The sequence below is a fragment of the Intestinimonas butyriciproducens genome, assembly GCF_004154955.1.
Taxonomy (GTDB): Bacteria; Bacillota; Clostridia; order Oscillospirales; family Oscillospiraceae; genus Intestinimonas; species Intestinimonas butyriciproducens.
This window is the reverse complement of sequence record NZ_CP011524.1, coordinates 2421178-2441821: the sequence shown is the minus strand read 5'-3', so window position 1 is coordinate 2441821 and position 20644 is coordinate 2421178. Positions and strand designations below refer to the sequence as shown.

General features: G+C 54.4%; 20 protein-coding genes and 1 tRNA gene. 11 read left to right on the top strand and 10 right to left on the bottom strand.

The genetic code is table 11. The features are described from left to right. Positions 1 to 48 precede the first annotated feature (48 nt). The 5 genes from SRB521_RS12140 to SRB521_RS12120 all read right to left on the bottom strand — a co-directional run bounded on the left by SRB521_RS12140 (position 49) and on the right by SRB521_RS12120 (position 5121). Positions 49 to 768 carry a hypothetical protein gene (locus SRB521_RS12140; protein ID WP_075704398.1) on the bottom strand — a complete coding sequence of 240 codons (720 nt, stop codon included), beginning with the start codon at positions 766 to 768 and terminating at the stop codon, positions 49 to 51. Between the two features lie 12 nt (positions 769 to 780). Continuing rightward, on the bottom strand, positions 781 to 2175 hold the full coding sequence (gene pdxR / locus SRB521_RS12135) for a MocR-like pyridoxine biosynthesis transcription factor PdxR (protein ID WP_075704397.1): 1395 nt from the start codon (positions 2173 to 2175) through the stop codon (positions 781 to 783). 157 nt (positions 2176 to 2332) lie between these two features. Then, a complete protein-coding gene (locus SRB521_RS12130; RefSeq protein WP_075704396.1) occupies positions 2333 to 3184 on the bottom strand; it encodes a 3-hydroxybutyryl-CoA dehydrogenase in 852 nt (283 codons plus the stop codon). Between the two features lie 89 nt (positions 3185 to 3273). Continuing rightward, positions 3274 to 4050, bottom strand: coding sequence for an enoyl-CoA hydratase-related protein (locus SRB521_RS12125; RefSeq protein WP_033118609.1), 777 nt, complete (start codon positions 4048 to 4050; stop codon positions 3274 to 3276). 360 nt (positions 4051 to 4410) lie between these two features. Then, the gene (locus SRB521_RS12120) at positions 4411 to 5121 is read right to left on the bottom strand and encodes a DUF554 domain-containing protein (protein WP_075704395.1); all 711 of its coding nucleotides are present in this window, start codon (positions 5119 to 5121) and stop codon (positions 4411 to 4413) included. Between the two features lie 159 nt (positions 5122 to 5280). Here SRB521_RS12120 and SRB521_RS12115 point away from each other — a divergent pair, with 159 nt between their 5' ends. Next, positions 5281 to 6825: a putative polysaccharide biosynthesis protein gene (locus SRB521_RS12115; RefSeq protein ID WP_242976600.1), complete on the top strand. Its 1545-nt coding sequence runs from the start codon at positions 5281 to 5283 to the stop codon at positions 6823 to 6825. A gap of 98 nt (positions 6826 to 6923) precedes the next feature. Beyond that, entirely contained in the window at positions 6924 to 7682 is a 759-nt protein-coding gene (locus SRB521_RS12110; RefSeq protein WP_058118216.1) for an SDR family NAD(P)-dependent oxidoreductase, read from the top strand. A gap of 98 nt (positions 7683 to 7780) precedes the next feature. Here SRB521_RS12110 and SRB521_RS12105 read toward each other — a convergent pair whose 3' ends face one another. Then, positions 7781 to 8620 carry a pyridoxamine kinase gene (locus SRB521_RS12105; RefSeq protein ID WP_075704394.1) on the bottom strand — a complete coding sequence of 280 codons (840 nt, stop codon included), beginning with the start codon at positions 8618 to 8620 and terminating at the stop codon, positions 7781 to 7783. A 217-nt stretch (positions 8621 to 8837) separates the two neighbouring features. On the opposite strand from SRB521_RS12105, the gene SRB521_RS16735 reads away from it, so the two are divergent. Together SRB521_RS16735 and SRB521_RS12100 are read left to right on the top strand one after the other, a co-directional pair. Next, positions 8838 to 8969: a hypothetical protein gene (locus SRB521_RS16735; protein WP_276330670.1), complete on the top strand. Its 132-nt coding sequence runs from the start codon at positions 8838 to 8840 to the stop codon at positions 8967 to 8969. A gap of 57 nt (positions 8970 to 9026) precedes the next feature. Beyond that, positions 9027 to 9109: transfer RNA gene (locus tag SRB521_RS12100), tRNA-Leu, on the top strand. Positions 9110 to 9314: 205 nt separating this feature from the next. On the opposite strand, the gene SRB521_RS12095 is transcribed toward SRB521_RS12100, so the two are convergent. From SRB521_RS12095 to SRB521_RS12085, 3 genes are all read right to left on the bottom strand, one after another. Then, positions 9315 to 9494 (bottom strand): hypothetical protein, encoded by a 180-nt coding sequence (locus tag SRB521_RS12095; RefSeq protein ID WP_116722555.1) that lies wholly within the window; start codon positions 9492 to 9494, stop codon positions 9315 to 9317. Between the two features lie 46 nt (positions 9495 to 9540). Next, positions 9541 to 10500 carry a MobV family relaxase gene (mobV, locus tag SRB521_RS12090; RefSeq protein ID WP_116722556.1) on the bottom strand — a complete coding sequence of 320 codons (960 nt, stop codon included), beginning with the start codon at positions 10498 to 10500 and terminating at the stop codon, positions 9541 to 9543. Between the two features lie 190 nt (positions 10501 to 10690). Further along, entirely contained in the window at positions 10691 to 11536 is an 846-nt protein-coding gene (locus SRB521_RS12085) for an RNA polymerase sigma factor (protein WP_116722557.1), read from the bottom strand. 499 nt (positions 11537 to 12035) lie between these two features. Between SRB521_RS12085 and SRB521_RS12080 the strand changes: the two genes are divergently transcribed. The 5 genes from SRB521_RS12080 (at position 12036) to SRB521_RS12060 (ending at position 18351) form a co-directional block, all read left to right on the top strand. After that, on the top strand, positions 12036 to 13349 hold the full coding sequence (locus SRB521_RS12080) for a VanZ family protein (protein WP_165816325.1): 1314 nt from the start codon (positions 12036 to 12038) through the stop codon (positions 13347 to 13349). Positions 13350 to 14136: 787 nt separating this feature from the next. Further along, entirely contained in the window at positions 14137 to 14490 is a 354-nt protein-coding gene (locus tag SRB521_RS12075) for a helix-turn-helix domain-containing protein (RefSeq protein ID WP_116722560.1), read from the top strand. Positions 14491 to 14520: 30 nt separating this feature from the next. Continuing rightward, positions 14521 to 15771: a hypothetical protein gene (locus SRB521_RS12070; protein WP_116722561.1), complete on the top strand. Its 1251-nt coding sequence runs from the start codon at positions 14521 to 14523 to the stop codon at positions 15769 to 15771. A gap of 13 nt (positions 15772 to 15784) precedes the next feature. Further along, positions 15785 to 17320, top strand: coding sequence for a recombinase family protein (locus SRB521_RS12065; protein WP_116722562.1), 1536 nt, complete (start codon positions 15785 to 15787; stop codon positions 17318 to 17320). A gap of 83 nt (positions 17321 to 17403) precedes the next feature. Further along, complete coding sequence (locus SRB521_RS12060) at positions 17404 to 18351, top strand: tyrosine-type recombinase/integrase (RefSeq protein WP_116722563.1); 948 nt, start codon at positions 17404 to 17406, stop codon at positions 18349 to 18351. 221 nt (positions 18352 to 18572) lie between these two features. Here SRB521_RS12060 and SRB521_RS12055 read toward each other — a convergent pair whose 3' ends face one another. After that, on the bottom strand, positions 18573 to 18935 hold the full coding sequence (locus SRB521_RS12055) for a helix-turn-helix domain-containing protein (RefSeq protein WP_116722564.1): 363 nt from the start codon (positions 18933 to 18935) through the stop codon (positions 18573 to 18575). A gap of 174 nt (positions 18936 to 19109) precedes the next feature. On the opposite strand from SRB521_RS12055, the gene SRB521_RS12050 reads away from it, so the two are divergent. Together SRB521_RS12050 and SRB521_RS12045 are read left to right on the top strand one after the other, a co-directional pair. Then, the gene (locus SRB521_RS12050; protein ID WP_116722565.1) at positions 19110 to 19898 is read left to right on the top strand and encodes a putative periplasmic lipoprotein; all 789 of its coding nucleotides are present in this window, start codon (positions 19110 to 19112) and stop codon (positions 19896 to 19898) included. A 404-nt stretch (positions 19899 to 20302) separates the two neighbouring features. Beyond that, positions 20303 to 20599: a hypothetical protein gene (locus SRB521_RS12045; protein WP_116722566.1), complete on the top strand. Its 297-nt coding sequence runs from the start codon at positions 20303 to 20305 to the stop codon at positions 20597 to 20599. Positions 20600 to 20644 lie beyond the last annotated feature (45 nt).

The following is a 20644-nucleotide window of genomic DNA, read 5'->3' as shown; positions in this document are numbered from 1 at the left end:
AAACTCTTACGGACCCGGCGACAAAATTCTTACGGATCTCTTACAGCATCAGCAGGAATAGCAGCTGAGCACCAGTTCGCGCAGCTGTGTCAGGTCCCCGCCCGGCATCCGGAGCTGACGTTCCCTCAAGTGCTCCAGCACAAGATCGTTGAGGCTGTGATAGGTGTAATAGGTGACATGCGGGCGGCAGAGCGCGCCGGGCAGAGCTTTTTCCGTGACGCCGATCAGAATGGGGTCCTGAAACATCCGGGCGTAGCGCTCCAACTGTGGCGTGGGGTCCGCGTTCCCCAGTTTGAGCTCGAAGAGGACCGCGCGGTCCCCCTCCATGGCCAGAAGATCGACCCGGCCCCCGTCGGGCAGTAAGTACTCCTGACCCAGCAGACGGTATGTGGGGAAGAGGTCGGAAAAGCTGTCCGTCATCCGGACCTGGAGTTGGCGCTCAGAGTAGCGGCGGTAGGTCCCCATGGGCAGGAAATAGGCATAGGGCAGGAGCATCTTCTGAAGAGAAAGAATGGAGAAGTCCCCAAAACGTCCCCGAAAAAAATCCAGCAGGGAGAGGATCGCCTTGAGCTCGAGGGGGTAATAGCAGGTGCCGCACCGCTGGGCCACCTCCTGAAAGAGCTGCTCGAACGCCGGCTCCGGGGGCAGCCGGTGCAGGAAGCTCCACACGGGGAGAGCGATGCAGTCCCGATGTGCGGCAGACATGCCGGGGACGCCGTGGGCAAAGAAATGGAGCAGGTCCCCGGAGAGAACAGACCAGCCTTCCATAGCCACCCCTCCTTATAGCCAGGCGCGCTGGAGGCGGCGAAAGGCAGAAATCATATCCGCCACCTTGAGACGGGCGTATCCCATGACCAGGGTGGGAGGCGCGTCGGGCGGCGGCGGAGTGAGACAGCAGTCGGAGAGCGGGTACACCGCCACCCCGTATTCCGCCGCCCGGCGGACCAGCGTCTCCTCACTGAGACCGTTTTCCATGCGCAGGAGCATGTGGAGCCCGGCATCCGCCCCGGACAGGGTCCCGGGGATGCCGAAGTCACGGACGCAGGCGGCCAAGGCGGCCTTGCGGTCCCGGTACTCCACCCGCATCCGGGCGATGTGACGCTCGAAATGTCCTCCCTCCAGGAAGCGGGAGAGGGTGTACTGCTCAAAGGAGGGGACCGTAGAAGAGTAGAAGAGAAAATCGCGACGGTAGCGCTCCGCCAGATGGGGGGGCAACACCATATAGCCGATGCGTAGGGAGGGGGCCAGACTTTTGGCAAAGGTATTGAGGTATACCACTCTCTCCCCGCCGTCCAGACTCTGGAGGGCGGGGATGGGACGACCGGAAAAGCGGAACTCGCTGTCGTAATCGTCTTCAATGATGTACCGCTCCGGGATCTCGGCGGCCCAGGAGAGGAGCTCACGCCGCCGCCCCACGGGCATGACAGTGCCCAGGGGATAGTGGTGGGAGGGGGTCACGTGGACCACCCTGGCGCCGGACCAGCGCAGGGCATCCACACGCAGCCCCTGGTCGTCCAGCGGAATGGGGCAGACCAGGGCCCCCTGATGGGCCAGAATACGGCTCACCTTCAGGTAACCGGGGTCCTCCACTGCGTACCCTCCCTCACGGCCCAGGAGCTGAAAGAGGATGCCGATGAGATACTCCGAACCGGCTCCCACCACCACTTGATCGGGGCTGGCGGTGATGCCCCGGAAATCATGGAGATATTGGACGATGGCCGCCCGCAGGGCAGGGACGCCCTGGGGCTCGATGGCGGAAAGAAGTCCGCTGTCCTCCCGGGTGAGCACTTGGCGCATCAGCTTGGCCCAGGTGGAAAAGGGAAAATGGACGGCGTCCACAGCGTTGGTGGCAAAATCATACTCCGGGACGGGGGCGGCCGCCGCCTCCGAAACAGGCACGGAAGGCGCCTGTTGGGCTGGGGGTGAGGCGATCTCCAGAGGCGAGACAAAAAAGCCGCGCTTGGGTTCGGAGCGGATATAGCCCTCGGCCAGAAGCTGGCCATAGGCACCCTCCACCGTCACCACGCTCACCTTGAGGTGGGCGGAGAGGGCGCGCTTGGAGGGCAGCTTTTCACCGGCTATCAGGGAGCCGGACTCGATGTCGCGGCGGAGCTGGAGATAGAGCTGTTCATAGAGCGGGCGGCCCAGCGAGGGGTCCAGTACGGGCGTCAGCATGGTCGGCCTCCAATCTGACCTTGTAAGAATAAAAAAGGATCTTATGGGGAATAAGGTCAGATTTGATTATACCGGAGGGAGGCGGCGGATGCAAGGCCGGGACAAAAAATCCGCCCCCTCCATATAGAGGGGGCGGATATCGGACATAGGGAAGGATTTACTTCTTGGAGTAGTCGTAGAAGCCCTTGCCGGTCTTGCGGCCGAGGTAGCCGGCGCGGACCATCTTGCGGAGGAGGAGAGAGGCGCGATACTTGGAGTCGCCGGTCTCCTGGTAGAGCACGTCCATGATGGCGAGGCAGACGTCCAGGCCGATGAGGTCGCCCAGCTCGAGGGGGCCCATGGGGTGGTTGGCGCCCAGCTTCATGGCTTTGTCCACGCCCTCGACGGAGGCGACGCCGGTGTAGACGAGGTCGATGCCCTCGTTGACCAGGGGGATGAGGATCTTGTTGACGACGAAGCCCGGGGCCTCGTTGACCTCGACGGGCTCCTTGCCGAGCTCGGAGGCGAGGGCGGCGATGGTGGAGTAAGTCTCGTCGGAGGTCTTGGCGCCGCGGATGACCTCCACCAGCTTCATGACGGTGGCGGGGTTAAAGAAGTGCATGCCGATGACCTGCTCGGGGCGCTTGGTGACGGCGCCGATCTCGGTGATGGAGATGGAGGAGGTGTTGGAGGCCAGGATGGTCTCGGGCTTGCAGATGCCGTCCAGGTCGGTGAAGATGCCCTTCTTGATGGTGGGGTTCTCAGTGGCGGCCTCGATGACCAGGTCGGCGTCGGCGGCCTGGTTCAGGTCAGTGGTGAAGCTCATGTGGGCCAGGATGTCGGCCTTCTTGGCCTCGTCCATCTTGCCCTTGGCCACCAGCTTGTCCAGGCTCTTGTTCAGGCGGGCCTCGTTGGCCTTGAGGATCTCGTCGCTGATGTCGCGGACGACCACGTCAAAGCTCTTCTTGGCAAAGACCTGGGCGATATCCAGCCCCATGGTGCCGCTGCCGATGACTACGATCTTTTTCATAATAGCATACCCCTTTTCATTTTTATGTAGATCCTGCAAAATCATATTCCAGACCTGATCGTCCGGACGTGCGATGACGGGAGACACGGTTATTTGTTTTTGAAGTGCTTTTCAGCGCGCTTTTCCAGGAACGCGCCCATGCCCTCATCCTTGTCTTCCGTGCCGCAGCAGACGCCGAAAGCCTCGGCCTCGAAAGCGGAGCCGGTGGAGATATCGGTCTGCATGCCCATGCGGATGCAGCGCTTGGACTCCTGCACAGCGATCTGGGCGTTGGCGCAGATGGCATTGGCCAGTTCCAGAGCCTTGGGCATCAGCTCCTCGGGGGGATAGACCTCGCTGACCAGACCGATGGCCTTGGCCTCGGCGGCGCCGATGACCTTGGCGGTGAGGATCAGCTCCATCGCCTTGGAGATGCCCACGATGCGGGGAAGTCGCTGGGTACCGGCAAAACCGGGGGTGATGCCCAGGCCCACCTCGGGCTGACCAAACTTGGCCTTCTCGCTGGCCAGACGGATGTCGCAGGCCATGCTCAGTTCACAGCCGCCGCCCAGGGCAAAGCCGTTAATCGCGGCGATGACCGGCTTGGCCATGTTCTCCAGCTTCAGGAACACGCCGCCGCCGTGGACGCCGAACTTCTTGCCGTCGGCGGAGGAGAAACCCTTCATTTCGCCGATGTCCGCGCCCGCCACAAAGCTGCGGCCCGCGCCTGTGAGGACGACCACATAGACGTCGTCATTGGCCGCGACCTCGTCGATGGCGGCATCCAGGTCGTTGAGAACCTGGCTGTTGAGGGCGTTGAGGGCCTCCTGACGGTCAATGGTCAGAATCCCCACATGGCCCTGCTGCTCAACTTTGACAAATCCCATACTTTGCTGCCTCCTTATGTTGCGTTTTTACGCTTTCCCATCCGGATTTTTGCATCTATAAGTATAGTCTCTTTCCTCTCTGCGCGCAAGAGGCAAAAAGGGAAAATCTTCGTTCCGAAACCCGGAGACATACCAAAGCAAAGTTCCTTTTTTCAAGGAATTCACGGGTGGTAGTACCAATTCAAAAGATTTTTTGAACATCTGACCCGCCAAATCCGGAAATGAAAACTTTTTGTGAATTGCATAAAAAAACTGGAGAAGGGATCTGAATCCTGTGAATTTCACGCAAAACACCGGGGAGCAAGGGCGGACCCGGCGGGAGGGAGAAAGACGTTCCGACAATCGGAACGATATGGGCAATCAGATCGGCAAGCTGGAGAGCAGAGATTCGACCGGGAGGTGCAGCAGCGGCAGGAAAATGGCGGGGAGCATGTTGCCCACGCGGATCTTTCCCTTGCCCAGCCCCAGCATGTTGACGGCGATGCCCATGATGATGGTGCCGCCTACAGCGCTCATCTCCGTGATGGCGGCCGGGTCGAGGAAGGGACCCACGCAGGAGAAGAGAAGTGTGAGGCCGCCTTGGTAGAGGAGGAGGGGGACGACGGAGAAGGCCACGCCCAGCCCCATAGCGGAGGCGAATGTGATGGCGGTAACGCCGTCGATGACCCCCTTGGAGATCAGGATGTCGTATTTGCCCTGGATGCCCGCCTCCATGGAGCCCATGATGGCCATGGAGCCCACGCAGAAGAGGACGGAGGCGGTGACGAAGCCCTCGGTGAAGCGGGTATTCCCACCTCCATGGACCAGCTTTTTCCGCAGCACCTCGCCCACGGAGTCCAGGCGGTCTTCGATCCGCAGAGCCTCTCCCAGGATGGTGCCCAGCACCATGCACACGATGACACACAGGGTGTTCTCCGTCCCCACGGCGGAGGAGATGCCGATACCCAGGACGCACAGGCCCAGGGCGTGGGTGAGGATGGAGTGAAAACGCGCCCCGATATGGTCCTTGAAGAGCATGCCCAGCAGGCTGCCCAACAGGACGAGAGCGGCGTTGATGAATGTGGCCGGCATGAAAAAGACTCCTTTCCGTCGACTGAAAACGTGGTTCTGCGTTATCATACCACGGATACCCTGCCGCTGTAAAGCGTTGAAACAAAGGCGGGGAAAGCCTGTCTCCCCACATGTTTCGGGTACGCGGAGAATATGTATTTTGGGAAAGGGGGCGCTCTTTTGAAACTTGACCGCACGTCCATGCTCTATGGGACCCTGCTGCTGACGGCCACCGGGCTGGTGAACCAGCTCCTGGGGTTCTTTTACCGTATTCTGCTCTCACGGCTCATCGGCTCGGAGGTCATGGGGCTCTATCAGCTCATCATGCCGGTCTATTCCGTCCTTCTCTCCGTCACCGCGGTGGGCCTTACGGCGGCGGTATCCACACTTACCTCCGAATATCAGGCCCTGGGCAACTGGCGGGCGGCGTGGCAGGTGCTGCGCCGGTGCCTGCTGCTGCTCCTGGGGCTGCTGGCCCTTCCCACGCTTGGAGTCGTCCTTTTCTCCGACCCCATCTCAGTCTACCTCCTGGGGGATGCCCGGACCAGACTGGGGCTGGTGATCCTGCTGCCCTGCATCCTCCTCACCGGGGTGGAGAATCTCCACAAACACGCCTTTTACGGTGCGGGCATGATCCGTCCTCCGGCTTTTACCGAGCTGCTGGAGCAACTGGTACGGACGTGTGCGGTGCTGGGGCTGCTGGTGCTCTTCCTGCCCCAGAATCCGGAGCGGACGGTGGGGCTCATCGTTACAGGCATGGTGATCTGCGAGGTGTTCTCTTCCTGCGCGCTCACCCTCCTGCACCGCCGCTGGCGGTGGGGGATGGATGGTCCGCTGGGGGCGGGAGAGGCGTCCGGCCGCCTGAACCACCGCATTGCCCGCATTGCGCTGCCCATTGCCGCTACCTCCCTGTTGGGGAATCTGATGGGGTCGGTCTGCGCCATTTTGATCCCCCAGAAGCTGGTCCAGGGGGGGATGGAGGTCTCGGCGTCCATCTCGGCCTTCGGCGTCATGTTTGGCATGACCCTGCCTCTGCTGACGCTGCCCACCGCTTTTATCGCCGCGTTGGGGCTGGTGCTGGTCCCAAAGCTGGCCGAGTCCACCGCCCTGAAGCGGCGCGGAGAGGTCCACCGCCGTATCTCCAAGGCCATGCTGGGGACATCGGTGCTCATGCTCCCGGCCATGGCCTTTCTGGTGGTGTTGGGGCCCACCTTGGGCTCCGCCCTCTTCAAAGAGCCCGCCGTGGGAGACTATCTGGCCCCCCTCTCCGTGGGGGTGGCGCTCTCTTGCTATCAGTCGGTACTCTCCTGTGCACTCAATGGGGTGGGGCGTCAGCCCGCCGCCGCCCGGAACGCCTTGCTGTGCGGGGCGGTAGAGCTGGTCATCGTCTTTTTTACGGTGGGCGTACCCGGCGTGGGGCTCCTGGGTTATGTGTGGGCCTTTCTCATCAGTTCTCTGCTGGGAGTGGTGCTGGGCATGGCCTCCCTCCACCGGGCGACCGGCCTGCGTCCTCAACTCTTCCTGTGGGTGACGGCGCCCGGACTGGCTGCGCTTCTGGCGGGGCTGGTGATCAATCTCCAGTTTGCCATCCTCCAGGACAGGGGGCTCGCCGCGCTCCATGCGGCGGTGGTCTGCCTTGTCTTTGGAGGCGTGCTGTATCTGGCGGCGCTCCATGCCCAGGGGGTACGCGTCCGGGAGCTGTTCCGGCTGAGAGCGGGGGAATAAAAGGGGCGGAGGCTTGGAAAAGCTGTGAGTACTGTAGTATAATACACCCACGACGACCCGTCAGGGCCGTTACCCGATACAAAAGGAGGCGCTGCACCATGAAGGCGCTGGTTACCGGAGCAAGCTCCGGGATAGGAAGAGAGATCGCCCGGGTCCTGGCCGCACGAGGCTGTGACCTCGTGCTGACCGCCCGGCGGGAGGAGCGGCTGAGGGCACTGGCCTCAGAGTTGAGTATGGTGCGGGTCACGATTCTCCCGGCGGACCTCTCCAGCCGGGAGGGGTGTCGGGCCCTGTACCGGGCGGCACAGGGCGAGAACATCGATATCCTGGTGAACAATGCCGGACTGGGGCTCTTCGGCCCCTTTGACGAGACTGACCTGGAAGCAGAGCTGGGGATGCTGGATGTGAATATCATCGCCATGCATATGCTTATGAAGCTGTTTCTCCCGGATCTGGAGGCCAAGGATCGGGGGTACATCCTGAATGTAGCGTCCTCGGCAGCCTTTCTGCCTGGACCGCTGCTCTCTTCCTACTACGCCTCCAAGGCCTATGTGCTCCGACTGTCTGAGGCGGTGGCCGAGGAGCTGCGCCGGGCGGGGAGCGGAGTGAGGATTAGTGTGCTGTGCCCCGGCCCCGTGCAGACGGAATTCGACCAGGTGGCTAACGTGTGCTTTTCCGCGCCCAGCCTGAGCAGCAGGCGGGTGGCGGAGTGCGCGGTGAACGGCATGTTTCGGGGGAAGCCGGTCATTGTGCCCGGGGCCCGGATGAAAGCGGTCCGTCTGGCCCAGCGTCTGGTGCCGGACCGCCTCCTGGCACGGATCTGCTGGCACGTCCAGCGGAAGAAAAGCGGCACATGAGGGCGCCTCGTATGCAGGCATGCACAGCGGGGTGCTGCCGCCCAACGGCAAAATAAACCCGCGCCCCGAGCGATCTTGCTCCGGGCGCGGGCTTATTTTTACACCAGTTCTTTCAGAAGCGGCTCGAACTGCACGCCGTCCAGCACGGGGGTCCCTGCCGCAAGAGTGCGGGAGACGCACTTCTGGATAAAATCCACTGCCCGGGCAGTGGCGTCGGCCAGCGTCTCGCCCCGGAGGGAGGCGCCCAGCAGCACTGAGGCGAAGAGATCGCCGGTGCCGGAGAATTCGCCGTGCTCCTGCCGAGCCATGGCAAAGCGGATCTTGCCGCTGCCGCGGTCAAAGCAGCCGGCGCCCACGGTCCCGGGGGCAAAGCTGACTCCGGTGATCACCACTGAGCGCTGGCCCTCCAGGGAGAGGCGGGTGAGCCATCGCTCCATGCCGGCCTGTCCGGTGGGGACGCTGGAGTAGTCCTCGCCCAACAGGATGGCGGCCTCGGTGAGGTTGGGGGTGATGAGGTCTGCACCGGCGGCCAGTTCTCCCATTAGGCGGCACATCTCAGGGGTATAGGTACGATAGACCTTTCCATGGTCCCCCATCACCGGGTCCACCAGGACAAGGGTCTCCTTCCGACGGAACTCGGAGAGGAGGCGGTGGAGGATGCCGATCTGCTGTTCGGAGCCCAGAAAGCCGCTGTAGATGGCGTCGAAGCTCACATGGAGCTTCCGCCAGTGCAGGAGCATCCGTTCCATCTCGTCGGTGAGATCCAAAAAGGTGGCTAGGTGTGAGGCGGGGAAGGCGGTGTGTGCGGAGAGCACCGCCGTAGGCAGCGGACAGCACTGCGCGCCCATAGCGGAGAGCACGGGCAGCGCCACGGTGAGTGAGCACCGTCCCAGGCCGGACATGTCATGGACGGCTGCGACTCTCGGCGTAAGATTCATATGCGTTCCTCCAACGAAAAAGTGGGGTCTCATTCATGATACCACGTTCGATGTGGCGGCGCAATTGACTTTTTTGTGGGCAGATGGTAAAATAACACCGCATCACTGTTCCGGCAGACGCCCTGCGGCGGAATGCAGGAATTGACAGACATACAGGGCCTGGAGGCCGCTGTGTTGCGCTCACGGAGGAGAGCAAAGGGAAATTGAATATGCGCCTGTGATGGAATTGGTAGACATGCGAGATTTAGGTTTTAACACCAAATCCGGCACGTCCGCCAATGCCGCAAAAGCCCTAAAAACCTTAGTTTTTTCACAACAAGGAGCAATTCGGCTGACACGTAAGATTTAGGTTTTGACTTTTTCGTCATGATTTAAGTCCACGAACTGATAATATGCTCCATTATATGCGGGTATGGTGGAATTGGCAGACACGATGGATTTAGGTTCCATTGGGAAACCGTGCAGGTTCGAGTCCTGTTACCCGCACCAAACCAATATAATCCGAACCTATTTCCAATCGGTGATGGGTTCGGATTATTGCTTTTCTTTGACCGCTACGAAACCACCTACTTCCGCAACGGAGTGAAGCGCAAGCCCACCTCCAAGCCCAGAGGCCCACGGAAGAAGAAACGAGCCCCATAAACGCAAAAAGGGCGGGCGCACCGTAAAACGGCTGCGCCCGCCCTTTTCGCCCTTATTCCGTTTTGTCCTTCTGCTTCTCCGCTTCCCGCCGCTTCTTCCATTCGGCAAATTCCCGCTGTCCTTCCTCACTCTCATAAAAGGCCAGAATGTCCGGCATGATACAGCGGGCAATCGCTTCAATCTTGTGCTGGGGAATGTCGGTGTTGTTTATCAGCTTCTTGCGTCTGCTCAAATGTACCTCCGTATGTCATATTCAATTTTCAAGGTGCTGTGCGGCCTTACCGCTGGTGGTCTTTGGGCCGCCGCTGGCCCCGTTGCTGTTCCTTTAACGCCTGCCTGACCTCCGGGGGTATGCTGTTCACAAACCGCCGGAGCTGTTCGTTTTCCTTTTTGAGCATAAGCACCTCCATCTGCTTCTGGATACCCGTTTCGTCCCTGACCTTCTCCCGCAGGCCCTCGTTCTCCTGCGTCAGATAGTCGATGGTAGCTTGGTACTTCTTCATCTGCCCCAGGTGCTTTTCCAGCCGTGAGAAGTACGGCCCCACCATCTCCAGAACCTCGTCCCGCTTCTTCCCGGCGTTCAGCACCCCAATTTCAGAAATTGCCTTTTCTATGGCCTGCTGCTGTTTTGTGAGGTCTACGGACTGCTTGAACAGCCATGTGGGAATGTGCTTGCGCTTGGTAACAAGGGCGCTCTCGCCCCGCTTGAGGACAGGAAACACCTTTTTCATGTGGGCGTGAAACTCGTCCTGCCACTTGGAAAGCTGCGCCCGGTTGCCCAAAATCTCCTTGGCGGACAGCCGCCCGTCCTCCGTGATGGGCGTGAAGCAAAGGTGGAGGTGGGGCGTTTTCTCGTCCATGTGTACCACGGCGGAGAAGATGTTGCCCCGGCCCACCTTCTTCTCCATGAAGGCCACCGCCTCCGTGAAGTAGTCTTGTACCTCCTGTTTGCTCCTACCCGTGAAGAACTCCGGGCTTGCGGTGATGAGGGTATCCACGAACATGGTGCTGTCCTTCCGGGTGCGGCATCCCGCCGCCTTGATACGGTTGTTGATCTCCCGCCTGTACTTTTGGGCGGGTTGGATAATGTGAAAGTTGTCCTTGCTCCTGCTGGTGTCAATGTCCGGGTTGCTGGCGTACTGGTCCTTGGTGCGCTCGTGGTGGGCCTCCAGCGCCCCGGCAGGCCCCGCCTTATGCTTGGCGAAGCGTAAAATTGCGTGCTGTGCCTTTTGTGCCATTGTACCTCCTTGTTGACGGTATTTCCCCGTTTTCGGGGGTGGGAATGGTAGATACCCCTGCCTGTTCCGGGGCCGGAAAGCCTTGAAAACAGGGCTTTCTGGCCCCCTAAATGGTAACAGGCCAGCGTTGCTGGCCTATTACGTTTTGGGCGCAAAAAAGCCACGCCCGCCGTGTCTGGCTTGCGTGGCTTTACCGCCCCGTTTCGTTTTCGTACTGAATGAACCGCTTCTTGATGGCCTCCATGCGCTTGACCACGGCGCTGTGGGTCTTATACCCCAGCCTGTCCGCTATCTCCTCGTAGGTGTACCCATCCACCCGCAGCTCTAAAATCGCCATGTCCTTTTGGGACAGGGTGGCCTTGAACCGCTGGCAGAAGTCCTCCCTCTCCACCTGCCCCGTGAAGTCCCCGTCCGGGGCGGGCAGGGAATGAATGCTGCTGTCCTCGTCCTCCATACACTCCTCCAGCGAAACGGTCTGCACCCGCTTGGAGCGGGTATGATACCACTTGCGGAGGAAGTCCTTGCGGGCATTGGTGTCCCACTTCTCAAAATCCTCATCGCAGGGCATTTCCCGCACCACTTCCAGCATTGGCCCCCAGCCCTGTTCCTCGATGGTCTGCTCTACCACCTGCTTCATCACCGAGCGCACATCGTCCGGGTCAAAGAAGGGTATCTCGAAGTCGGACGGCAGATCGAACAGGGCCTGCACGCCCCAGCCCCGCACACGCTCCACGCCCTTGGCCCACAGGGGCAGGGCGTAGGACAAGCGCCAGACGGGACACCAGCCCGTGTAATGCTCCTTCCAGCCGCCGAAGCCGAAGTGGGGGAACGCCAGCGACGCCACGGCGTCCAAGACCTCGTTAAGAAACTGCTGGCTCTGAATGACCCCGGCCCACTCCGGGGCGTTCAGCGCCCCCATGTTCCGGGGCAGCTTGCGGAGGGTGGGACAGCGGACGAGCAAATCATAGGGGAGCATATAGACCAGGGGCAGGTAACGGAGCGGGGTGTCATAGGGGAATTTGTAGGCAGCGGACATAAGATTGACCTCCTTTCCATGTGAGATTTTTCTATCTCCATTTATTTACGGCATAAGTTTACACCATTTGTTCCTAAAAGGCAAAAATATTTTTTGCTGTTTTGCAAGGCAGGGCAAAAACTCTCTCTGCCTACTTTCTTTTCCAGAAAAAATATGCTATAATACTTTTGCGACGCAACTGAATATCTACCTATGAGGGTGTGCATATTTTACTTCGGTAAAAATGCACTCTCCATTTTCGCATCCTCGTGGGTGGTAGAAAAGTTGCGTCGCGGCAACGGAGTTGTACGTTTTTCGGCGTGCGGCTTCGGCCGCACGCTTTTTTTATCATTTTAAGGGAGATAAGTTTACCATGCATGACTTTATCAGATACATTTTTTACTTGTTTCAAAATGCAATTCCCCTTGCCTTGATTGGCTTGGCAATAGGTGTAGCTATCCTTGTTATACTGAACCGAAAGTACCGCCGAGAAGGGGAACGTTTTCCGAAAGGACAAGCCATGGCGCTTCTCCTTCTGCTGTGCTACCTGGGTGGGCTTGCCGCCATCACTTTTATGAACCGCGAGGATGGTGTACAGACGGGTGTCCAACTCCGCCCATTTTTGGCGTTCTGGGAGGCGTGGAACAGCTTTACCCTGCAAATCTGGCTGAACCCCCTGCTGAACATCGCCATGTACCTCCCGCTGGGTGTGCTACTCCCGCTGGCAGAAAAACCTTTCCGGCGGTGGTATTGGACGCTGACAGCGGGGGCTGGCACGTCTCTTGTGATCGAAATGCTCCAGTACATCCTTGGTCGGGGACAGGCTGATGTGGACGATCTGATCTGCAATATTTTGGGGGGTATGCTGGGGTACTGCTTGTGTATGCTGTTCCTCAGTTTGGCGGGAAAGCGACGAAAGATTGCTGGAGCTTATGCCATTCTTCCCGTTCTGTCCGCTGCTGTGTTGGTGGGCGTGTTCCTCACCTACCATTTCCAGCCCTACGGCAATCTTGCGGATGCTCCGATCTACGCCGCTAACACCAAGGGAATAGAATGGGTATCGGAGTGTTCACTATCTGACGAGCCGGGGCCGTCCGGGGTGTACTGGACGGAACCGTTCACCATAGAAAGCAGCGATGCTTTTGCTGTAGAGTTTCTTGGAAGGCAGGGGGTTGAAAACATATTTGGCACTCCCGATGTGGACGATGATTACCATGACGTGGATTACTATGACAATACCGCCCTCTATACCGACCATCATACCTATTCCCTGTGGGTAACTTACAAAGATCGCTCCTATGAGTACACGGATTACAGTGTGGACAGCGAATTGCGATACAGTGATAAAGGCGGGGCCATTACGGAAGATGAGCTCCGTACCGCTCTGGAGAAACTGGGCATCGAAATACCTGCCGCAGCCGAGTTTATTACCGTAGACGAGGAAAAGGGAAGGTATGCTTTTCGGGCAGAATGTGTGGTAGAGAACGATGTGCTTACCGATGGTGAATTGACCTGCTGGGTGGCAGAGGGCGGCATTCTCTACAAGATCGACAACACTCTTTCTGTCAGCACCCTTCACGGAAACGCAGCAGTTATCTCTCCCCAAGAGGCATATGAGCGTCTTTGCGCTGGGCAATTCTCTTGGCGTGATGTGCCCATGTTCAACTATCTGTCCCCCCAACAAGTGCGGGTCATTGACTGTAAGCTGGAATACATAACCGACAGCAAGGGGTTCCGGCAACCTGTTTACTCCTTCACTCTCTCAGATGAAAATGATATAGAGTTGCGGGACGGCACTGGCTGGACTACTTTCGTCCCTGCACTGGCAGGATAGCAAACCCAGCCGGGGCCGTCAATGGTCGAGATGAACGGCGCACTTTGTGCGCCGCCATTGACAGCCCCGCCCGGTTTTGCTTATCGGTCATCAAGGCGGGCAAGCCCCACGGGTGCTTGCCCGCCTCTTTTGATTTTGGGAGAAGAACGGCCCCAAGCTGAAACAGACAGCGGCCAAGCACCGTTAAGGGGATTGGCCGCTTTGACTGCCTTCCAGCGGGCCGACGGGCGGCGGTCAAGGCCGGGCGAAGCCTGCTTGTTCCAGCCTTGACGGACGCTCGTCGGTCTGCTTCTTTGGGACGCTTTCTCCCAGCCCTGCGGGGGACGAAGGACGAGGGACGGGGGCTTGTATACCTGCCGCCGCTTTCTGAAAACAGACGGGCTTTTTGCTCCCTCCCGGTCACAAAACCCCCGCCTGTTTTCCTGCCGGTGCAAGCGGGGGACAAACAGCACCGCCCCCCGCTTCCCCCGTCAGCCGCGCCAGCAGGTATAACACACTATACCTTGCAAGCAAGGTCGTGTGCCAAGGGGGTACTGCCGCCCCCCTTGGAAACCCCCGGTTTTGTGGTTGTTTGGCCACAGTCCGCATTTGCGGCCCATGTCCCCACCCCTCCAAAACCAAAAGAAGCGGCGCAGACCAGCCTACCCCACGGGCCGATCTGCGCCGCTCCTTTGTTCGGCCTGTGGGCCGGGACGGGGGATAAAATGCAAATAGCATTTGCATTTTCGGGTTGCATTTTTCGACAAACTGGGTTATAATGAGATTAACCCGAATAGGAGGTTATAACATGAAAGAAGTGGGTAAGCGCTTGAAGGCTCTGCGGGAAGGCATCGGCATTTCACAGGTGAAAATGGCCGAGGCCATCGGCTCCACACAATCCAGTATCAACCGCTATGAAAACGGCCAGTCCAGCCCGCCCGTTGAACTGCTCCGCCGTTATGCGGATTATTTTGATGTGTCGCTGGACTATATCTTTGGCCGGACGGACAAGCCCCAAGGGGTAACATACGAGTTTAAGCCCAAGGCCACCCCGGAGCGGGAGGAAATGCGCCGCTTCATTGAAATGTGTTTTGACCCCCAATCCCCCATGAACGAGAAGCTGAAAGAAACCCTGTTCCGCATGATGGAGGGCGAACAATAAGAACTGATAATTTTTCTTAAATGGTGACGTATGGATAACAACTTACATAGTCTCAATAAATTAAAAACTGATATAAAAGCCGCACGGCTAATATCTTTCTTGCTTCCAAAAGATAAACGGACAGAAATTAAAAATTTAGAGAAGCAGGTTGAAGAAATGGAGAAGTCTATAATTCTGTTTAATAGTTATTTTACAGATTTGGGCTGGTGTGCTTATGATTCCATGAATACGTCGTTGATGAATGCGGCTATTTCAAAGTACGAATCTTCTGGTGCAGATGCTGGCGAAGAAGTACTATTAAATTACTACAAAACAGATGCTAGGGAAATCATACATTGGCTTAAAAACAAAGCAGAGCCTTTTGCCCAGAGATACGAGCTTATACAAAAAGCGTTTGATGACCACTTTGAGGGCAGATATTATGCAAGCGTCCCACTTTTTCTTATAATCATTGATGGCGCAGTGAACGACTACACCAAAAGTAAAGGATTCTTTGCTGAAGGAACTGACGTTACAGCATGGGACTGTTTAGTGGGCTGTAGTGATGGACTCACTAAAATGAAAGGTATCTTCAATAAAGGAAGAAATAAAACAAATCATGAAGAAATTCGAGTTCCATACAGAAACGGTATTCTTCATGGCAGAGATTTGAACTACGGAAACGAATATGTTTCATGCAAATGTGTTGCTCTTATGTTTGCATTAGCCGATTGGATGAGCATGAAAGATAGCGAGGAAAGGCGAAAAGCAAAATTTGAAAAGGAAAATAACCCTCCGCCTATTTCCGAGTCGATAAAGAAATTAAAAGAAAATGCTTTAGAAAGGGAAGAAATAAGCCGATGGACGAAGCGGAATGTGATCGTCGGAGTTGACATACCTTCCAATCCGACCATTGAGGATTGCGAGAAATATCAGTATATAGTCCCTGTAATTAAAACTTTTGACGCATGGAAGTCAAAAAATTATGGCACACTTTCCTTATATCTAAAAAGACTGTTCAGTTATGAAAATTCTGAAAAGAAGCGTGCGGGAGAATGCCGACAAATGTTTTCGCCAAAGAACTTTTGCTCATTTGAGATTAAAGAGATTGAAGAACGTGGCTGTTCAATGACTCGCATATTGGTGCAAGCAGACTGGGAAGTTAATGGAAAACATTTTTCGGAACCATTAGAATTTGGTGTCCTCTACCAAGATAAAAATGAAAAGCCAGCTTTGCCGTGGAGAGGAAATGGAACATGGTGCCTTATACCATGGAAAGTTCAGGGCCTATATAAAATGTAAAGGTAGGTGAGTCATGAAAGCTGTTATTTACGCCCGCTATTCCTCCGACAACCAGCGGGAGGAAAGTATCGAGGGGCAAATCCGGGAGTGTACCGCTTTTGCCGAGAAGAACGGCATTACAATCCTGCGCCACTACATTGACCGGGCTTTTTCCGCCAAAACGGACAACCGCCCGGAGTTCCAGAACATGATTAAGGACAGCGGCAAGCGCCTGTTCGATATGATTATCGTCTGGAAGCTGGACAGGTTCGCCCGCAACCGCTACGACAGCGCCCGCTATAAAGCCACGCTGAAAAAGAACGGGGTCAAGGTGGTGTCCGCCACCGAGGTTATTTCCGACGGGGCCGAGGGTATCATTCTGGAAAGCGTGCTGGAGGGCTACGCCGAATACTACTCCGCCGACCTGTCCGAGAAGGTTGTCCGGGGCATGACGGAGAACGCCCTGAAATCCAAGTACAACGGCGGCACCCTGCCCATCGGCTACCAGATCGACAGCGAGCAGTATTTCCAGCTTGACCCGCTGACCGCCCCTTTTGTGCGTGAGGCGTTCCAGCGTTATGACGAAGGGGCGACCATGACCGCTATCCGGGACTGGCTCAACGAGCAGGGCGTGAAGAACACACGGGGCCAGAAGCTGACCTATAACAGCGTCCAGCACCTTCTGAACAACCGCCGTTACATTGGGGAGTACACCTACCGGGACATTGTGGTGCCGGACGGTATTCCCGCCATCGTCCCCCAAGACCTCTTTGACCGGGTGCAGGAGAAGCTGGCGAAGAACAAAAAGGCCCCGGCCCGCCACAAGGCCGAGGACGATTATCTTCTGACAACCAAGCTGTTCTGCGGCTACTGCGGAGCTTACCTCTGCGGCGAGAGCGGCACCAGCCACACAGGGAATGTTCATCACTACTACAAGTGCGTGTCCGTCAAGAAGAAGCGGACGGAGTGCCACAAGAAGTCTGTCAAGAAGGAATGGATTGAGGATTTGGTAGTCAGCGAAACCATGAAGATGGTGATGGACGATAAGGCGATAGAGGCCATCGTGTCCATGCTGATGGACTTGCAGGACAGGGAGAATGTGAACTTGCCCCTCTATGAGCAACAACTGCGGGAGGCGGACACGGCCATTCAAAACCTGCTGAACGCTATCCAACAGGGGATTTTAACCAAGTCCACGAAAGGCCGTCTGGAAGAACTGGAAGCCACCAAGGAGGAATTGGAAACCCGGATAGCCTGTGAGAAGCTGGCGAAGCCCAAGGTCAGCGCCGAGTTTATGACCTTCTGGCTCCACCGCTTCCGCAAACTGGACGTGCGGCAGAAGTCCCACAGGAAGATGTTGATTGATACCTTTGTCAACGCTATTTTCCTTTATGATGACAAGATGGTGATTACCTTCAACTACAAGGAAGGCACAACGACCATCACTTTTGATGACCTGAAAGCGGCACTGGACGGCAAAAATACAGGTTCGGATTTGGATTGCTTAACTGCACCACCTTTTGAAAGCTCTGTAGACGATTGCCGTTTACAGAGCTATTTCTTTTTATAGGACATAAAAATAGCACTCGTCGGATTTCATTGCTTGTTACAGTAGTCCGGCGAGTGTTTTTCTGTGTAGAAAGGAGTATCTCCATGCCCAAAATTAGAATGCAACCAATTAATACGGCTGATGTATTGCTGACTGATGCTTTTTCCGAATTTATGTCAAAATGCAGAGCAAAAAACCTATCCGATAAGACATTGGAAGTCTATGGAATCCACTTCAAGATTTTTAATCAATTTCTTGACAACCCAAGTTTTAAAGTCGCCGAAATTACACAAAGAACCCTTGATGATTTCACCCTCTACCTCCAGCGTAGGGGTTGCAATGATGTGACCGTTCAATCCTATATCCGGGATATTCGTTGCTACTGCTACTATTTTATGGAACAGGGTTACACGGAACCCTTTAAAATCAAGCTACCTAAGGCTGACAAGAAAATCAAGGAAACCTACACTGATGAAGAGTTAAAGCGGCTTCTCAAAAAGCCAAACCTCAAACGGTGTGAATTCAACGAATATAAAACGTGGGTGTTTTCCAACTATCTTCTGGCAACAGGGAATCGCATTTCCACTGTGCTCAACCTGAAAATCAGGGATTTAGACTTTGAAAACGGTGTTATTCAACTCAACAAGTGCAAGAATCGAAAGGCGCAAATCGTCCCCATGTCAACATCGCTAGCGGTGATTCTCCGTGAGTATCTGGCCTATCGAAAGGGAGAAGCGGATGATTATGTGTTCTGCAACTCCTATGGAGGTCAAGGCGATATCCGTTCTTACCAGGAAATGCTGGCAAAATATAACAAAGGCCGTGGTGTTAACAAGACTTCAGCTCATCTATACCGCCACACCTTCGCCAAGCGATGGATTCTCAATGGTGGTGATATTTTCCGGCTTCAAAAGTTGCTGGGACATAGTGATCTGGGAATCGTGAAGGAATACGTCAATATGTTCAGCCGGGATTTATCCAAGGATTACAGTGAATTTAACCCACTCGACACGCTGGGGACTGTTAGAAATTCCTCTAAGGTTGGATTTTAAATAAAATATATTGTTTCTTGATTCCCGGAGATACGGAGATAACTTTTTTGAAAAAGAAAAGTTTTTTCGATTTCCTTTGCTTCGCAAACGGAAGCCTGCGGCTTCCGCAGTTTAGATTGAATTTTTCCGCTTTTCATTCTTTCAGAACAGAAAAATAGTAAAAAGAAAAACTCTTGCGGAGCAAGAGTCCGTAGTGCGCCAGCACTACGGAGGGAATCGGGTTATTTCTTATTTTCTATCTCCGTATCGCCGGAGAATTTTCCATCCGTATAAGCAAACAACAACTTAACCATATTCACGGCCATTTCCTTTTCGGTCGCACTCTTTCCGTGAAATAGTTGCGTAAGACGACTCAAATTCAAATCTTCATCAGATGAAATATAGTCAGCCAAGAGAAAATCCACCGTTACTCCCAGATAATTGGCTAAGGAAATGAGCTTGTCCAAAGTGACGCTACGCTCCCCACGCTCAATCTGGCCAAGATAGGCAGTTGAAATTCCCACTTCCTCCGATAACTTTTCCTGTGTAAGATTCAAGCGGAGTCGTTCCTCACGAATACGTTTTCCTAACTTTGTATAATCCATCTCAACCATCCCTATACAACTTACAGCATAATAAAATAATACAAAATAGGTGTTCTCAATTTAATCTGCTATTTGCATTATTCACATATGCTAATAGTTGTATTTTGGAAAGGCATCTGATATACTGTATTTGTTCATTTTAGCTATTGATATAGGATTTTGGAGGATCGATTTATGAGAAAACTTCTTGTTGCCCTATGTATAGTGCTTTTTTTAACATCCTGCGGAAGTAATTCCGTTAATTATGAATGGTATCAAGGGCGGTACTACAGTGATGTTGAGAACTCGAATCACTGGATAAGCTTTTACGAAGCCGAGGAAGGACTGTACGTTTCTGTTCCAAGCTATTCGTTCCGTGTAGAACAACCAGAAGTCATCGAAAACAAAGAATACGGAACCGTTCTACGTTATCGTTACAACGAAGAAAATGGGCGATTCGACTTTATTATTGACTACATGGTTGAGCGTGATGAAATTATTGTTCTTTACACCAACTATACATACCAATCATCGAAAGCGGTAGACTACAGCGGAGTCTATGCGTATAATGACACACTTACAAATAACAGCGAAAGGAATTCTCTTAACAATCCAAAAGAATCAGAACAGCTCTTTTATGATGGGCAACGGTTTGAATGTTTTGAGACCGAAGGCGGCGAAGACTTAATATTGACAATAAGGCTATTCTATGAAAACCAAGGAGAAGCACCATCCGCGTATAAAGGAGAACTGAGTAACGGTGTGGAATTTTGGTTTGAATACTACGGAAATGAGGCGTCGTTTGGCAAATCCGCTACAAGCTACACTAAATATCGAATTCTTTGTGAAGATAATTCAATGGCATACCTCAAAGCCAATTTTGATACATCAGAAATTATATTTGTTGCTGAGGAAGGGAATGAATACGGAAATATGTATGCTTATAGTGGAACATACATCGGCTTGCCAGACACTTCCGAGTAATCTAAAACAGCGCATAAGGAGATACGGAGATAGTTTTTCTGCTCCGTATCTTTTTTCCCTTAGACAGAAACATGCTTTATGTGCAGTTTTCCTACAGCCATAATAGTTTGTCACAGCCTACACACAGGGCTGTGAGTCCGTAAAAGTTGCTGGAAATATTTTTTCTAAAAATTCTTTGTTTTGCACAAATGACATCCAGAATGAGAAGTGGTTATAGTGCGAAATGCTCATACTAGATGGATTTTTTCTTGTTTTTGAAGATTATTAATGTATAAAATCAGGCAAAAGCAGGAAATACAACAGCGGTTTTGGAAGTTTCAGCAATCGCAACTTTGCACATCTCCCTTTATTTATAACAGCAAGACCTTCCATGGGGCTTGTACATAAATAAAGGAGGATTTGTCATGAGTAAATCAGAAAAAGTCTTGGAGCTTTTAGATGGATATCAGTATAAGAACACCACCAAAGGTATTTATGCTTATATTGATACCATTAATGGGCGGGAAGAAGTACCACTTAGCAGTGGCATTTTTTATAGTGTTCTCGCTGACGATTTCAGAACCAAATATGATGGTGCTTCTATCAGTCAGAAAATGCTCATGTACGGTAAGGAAGCAAGCAACCGAAAACAAGAGATAGACCGCCAGCACTACACTATTCCGAACCAAAGACCAAAAGATAAGCATTGTGGGAAAATCTAAACTTTTGGATTTTCCTACAATGCCAACTACGGCGGAATCCCTCCC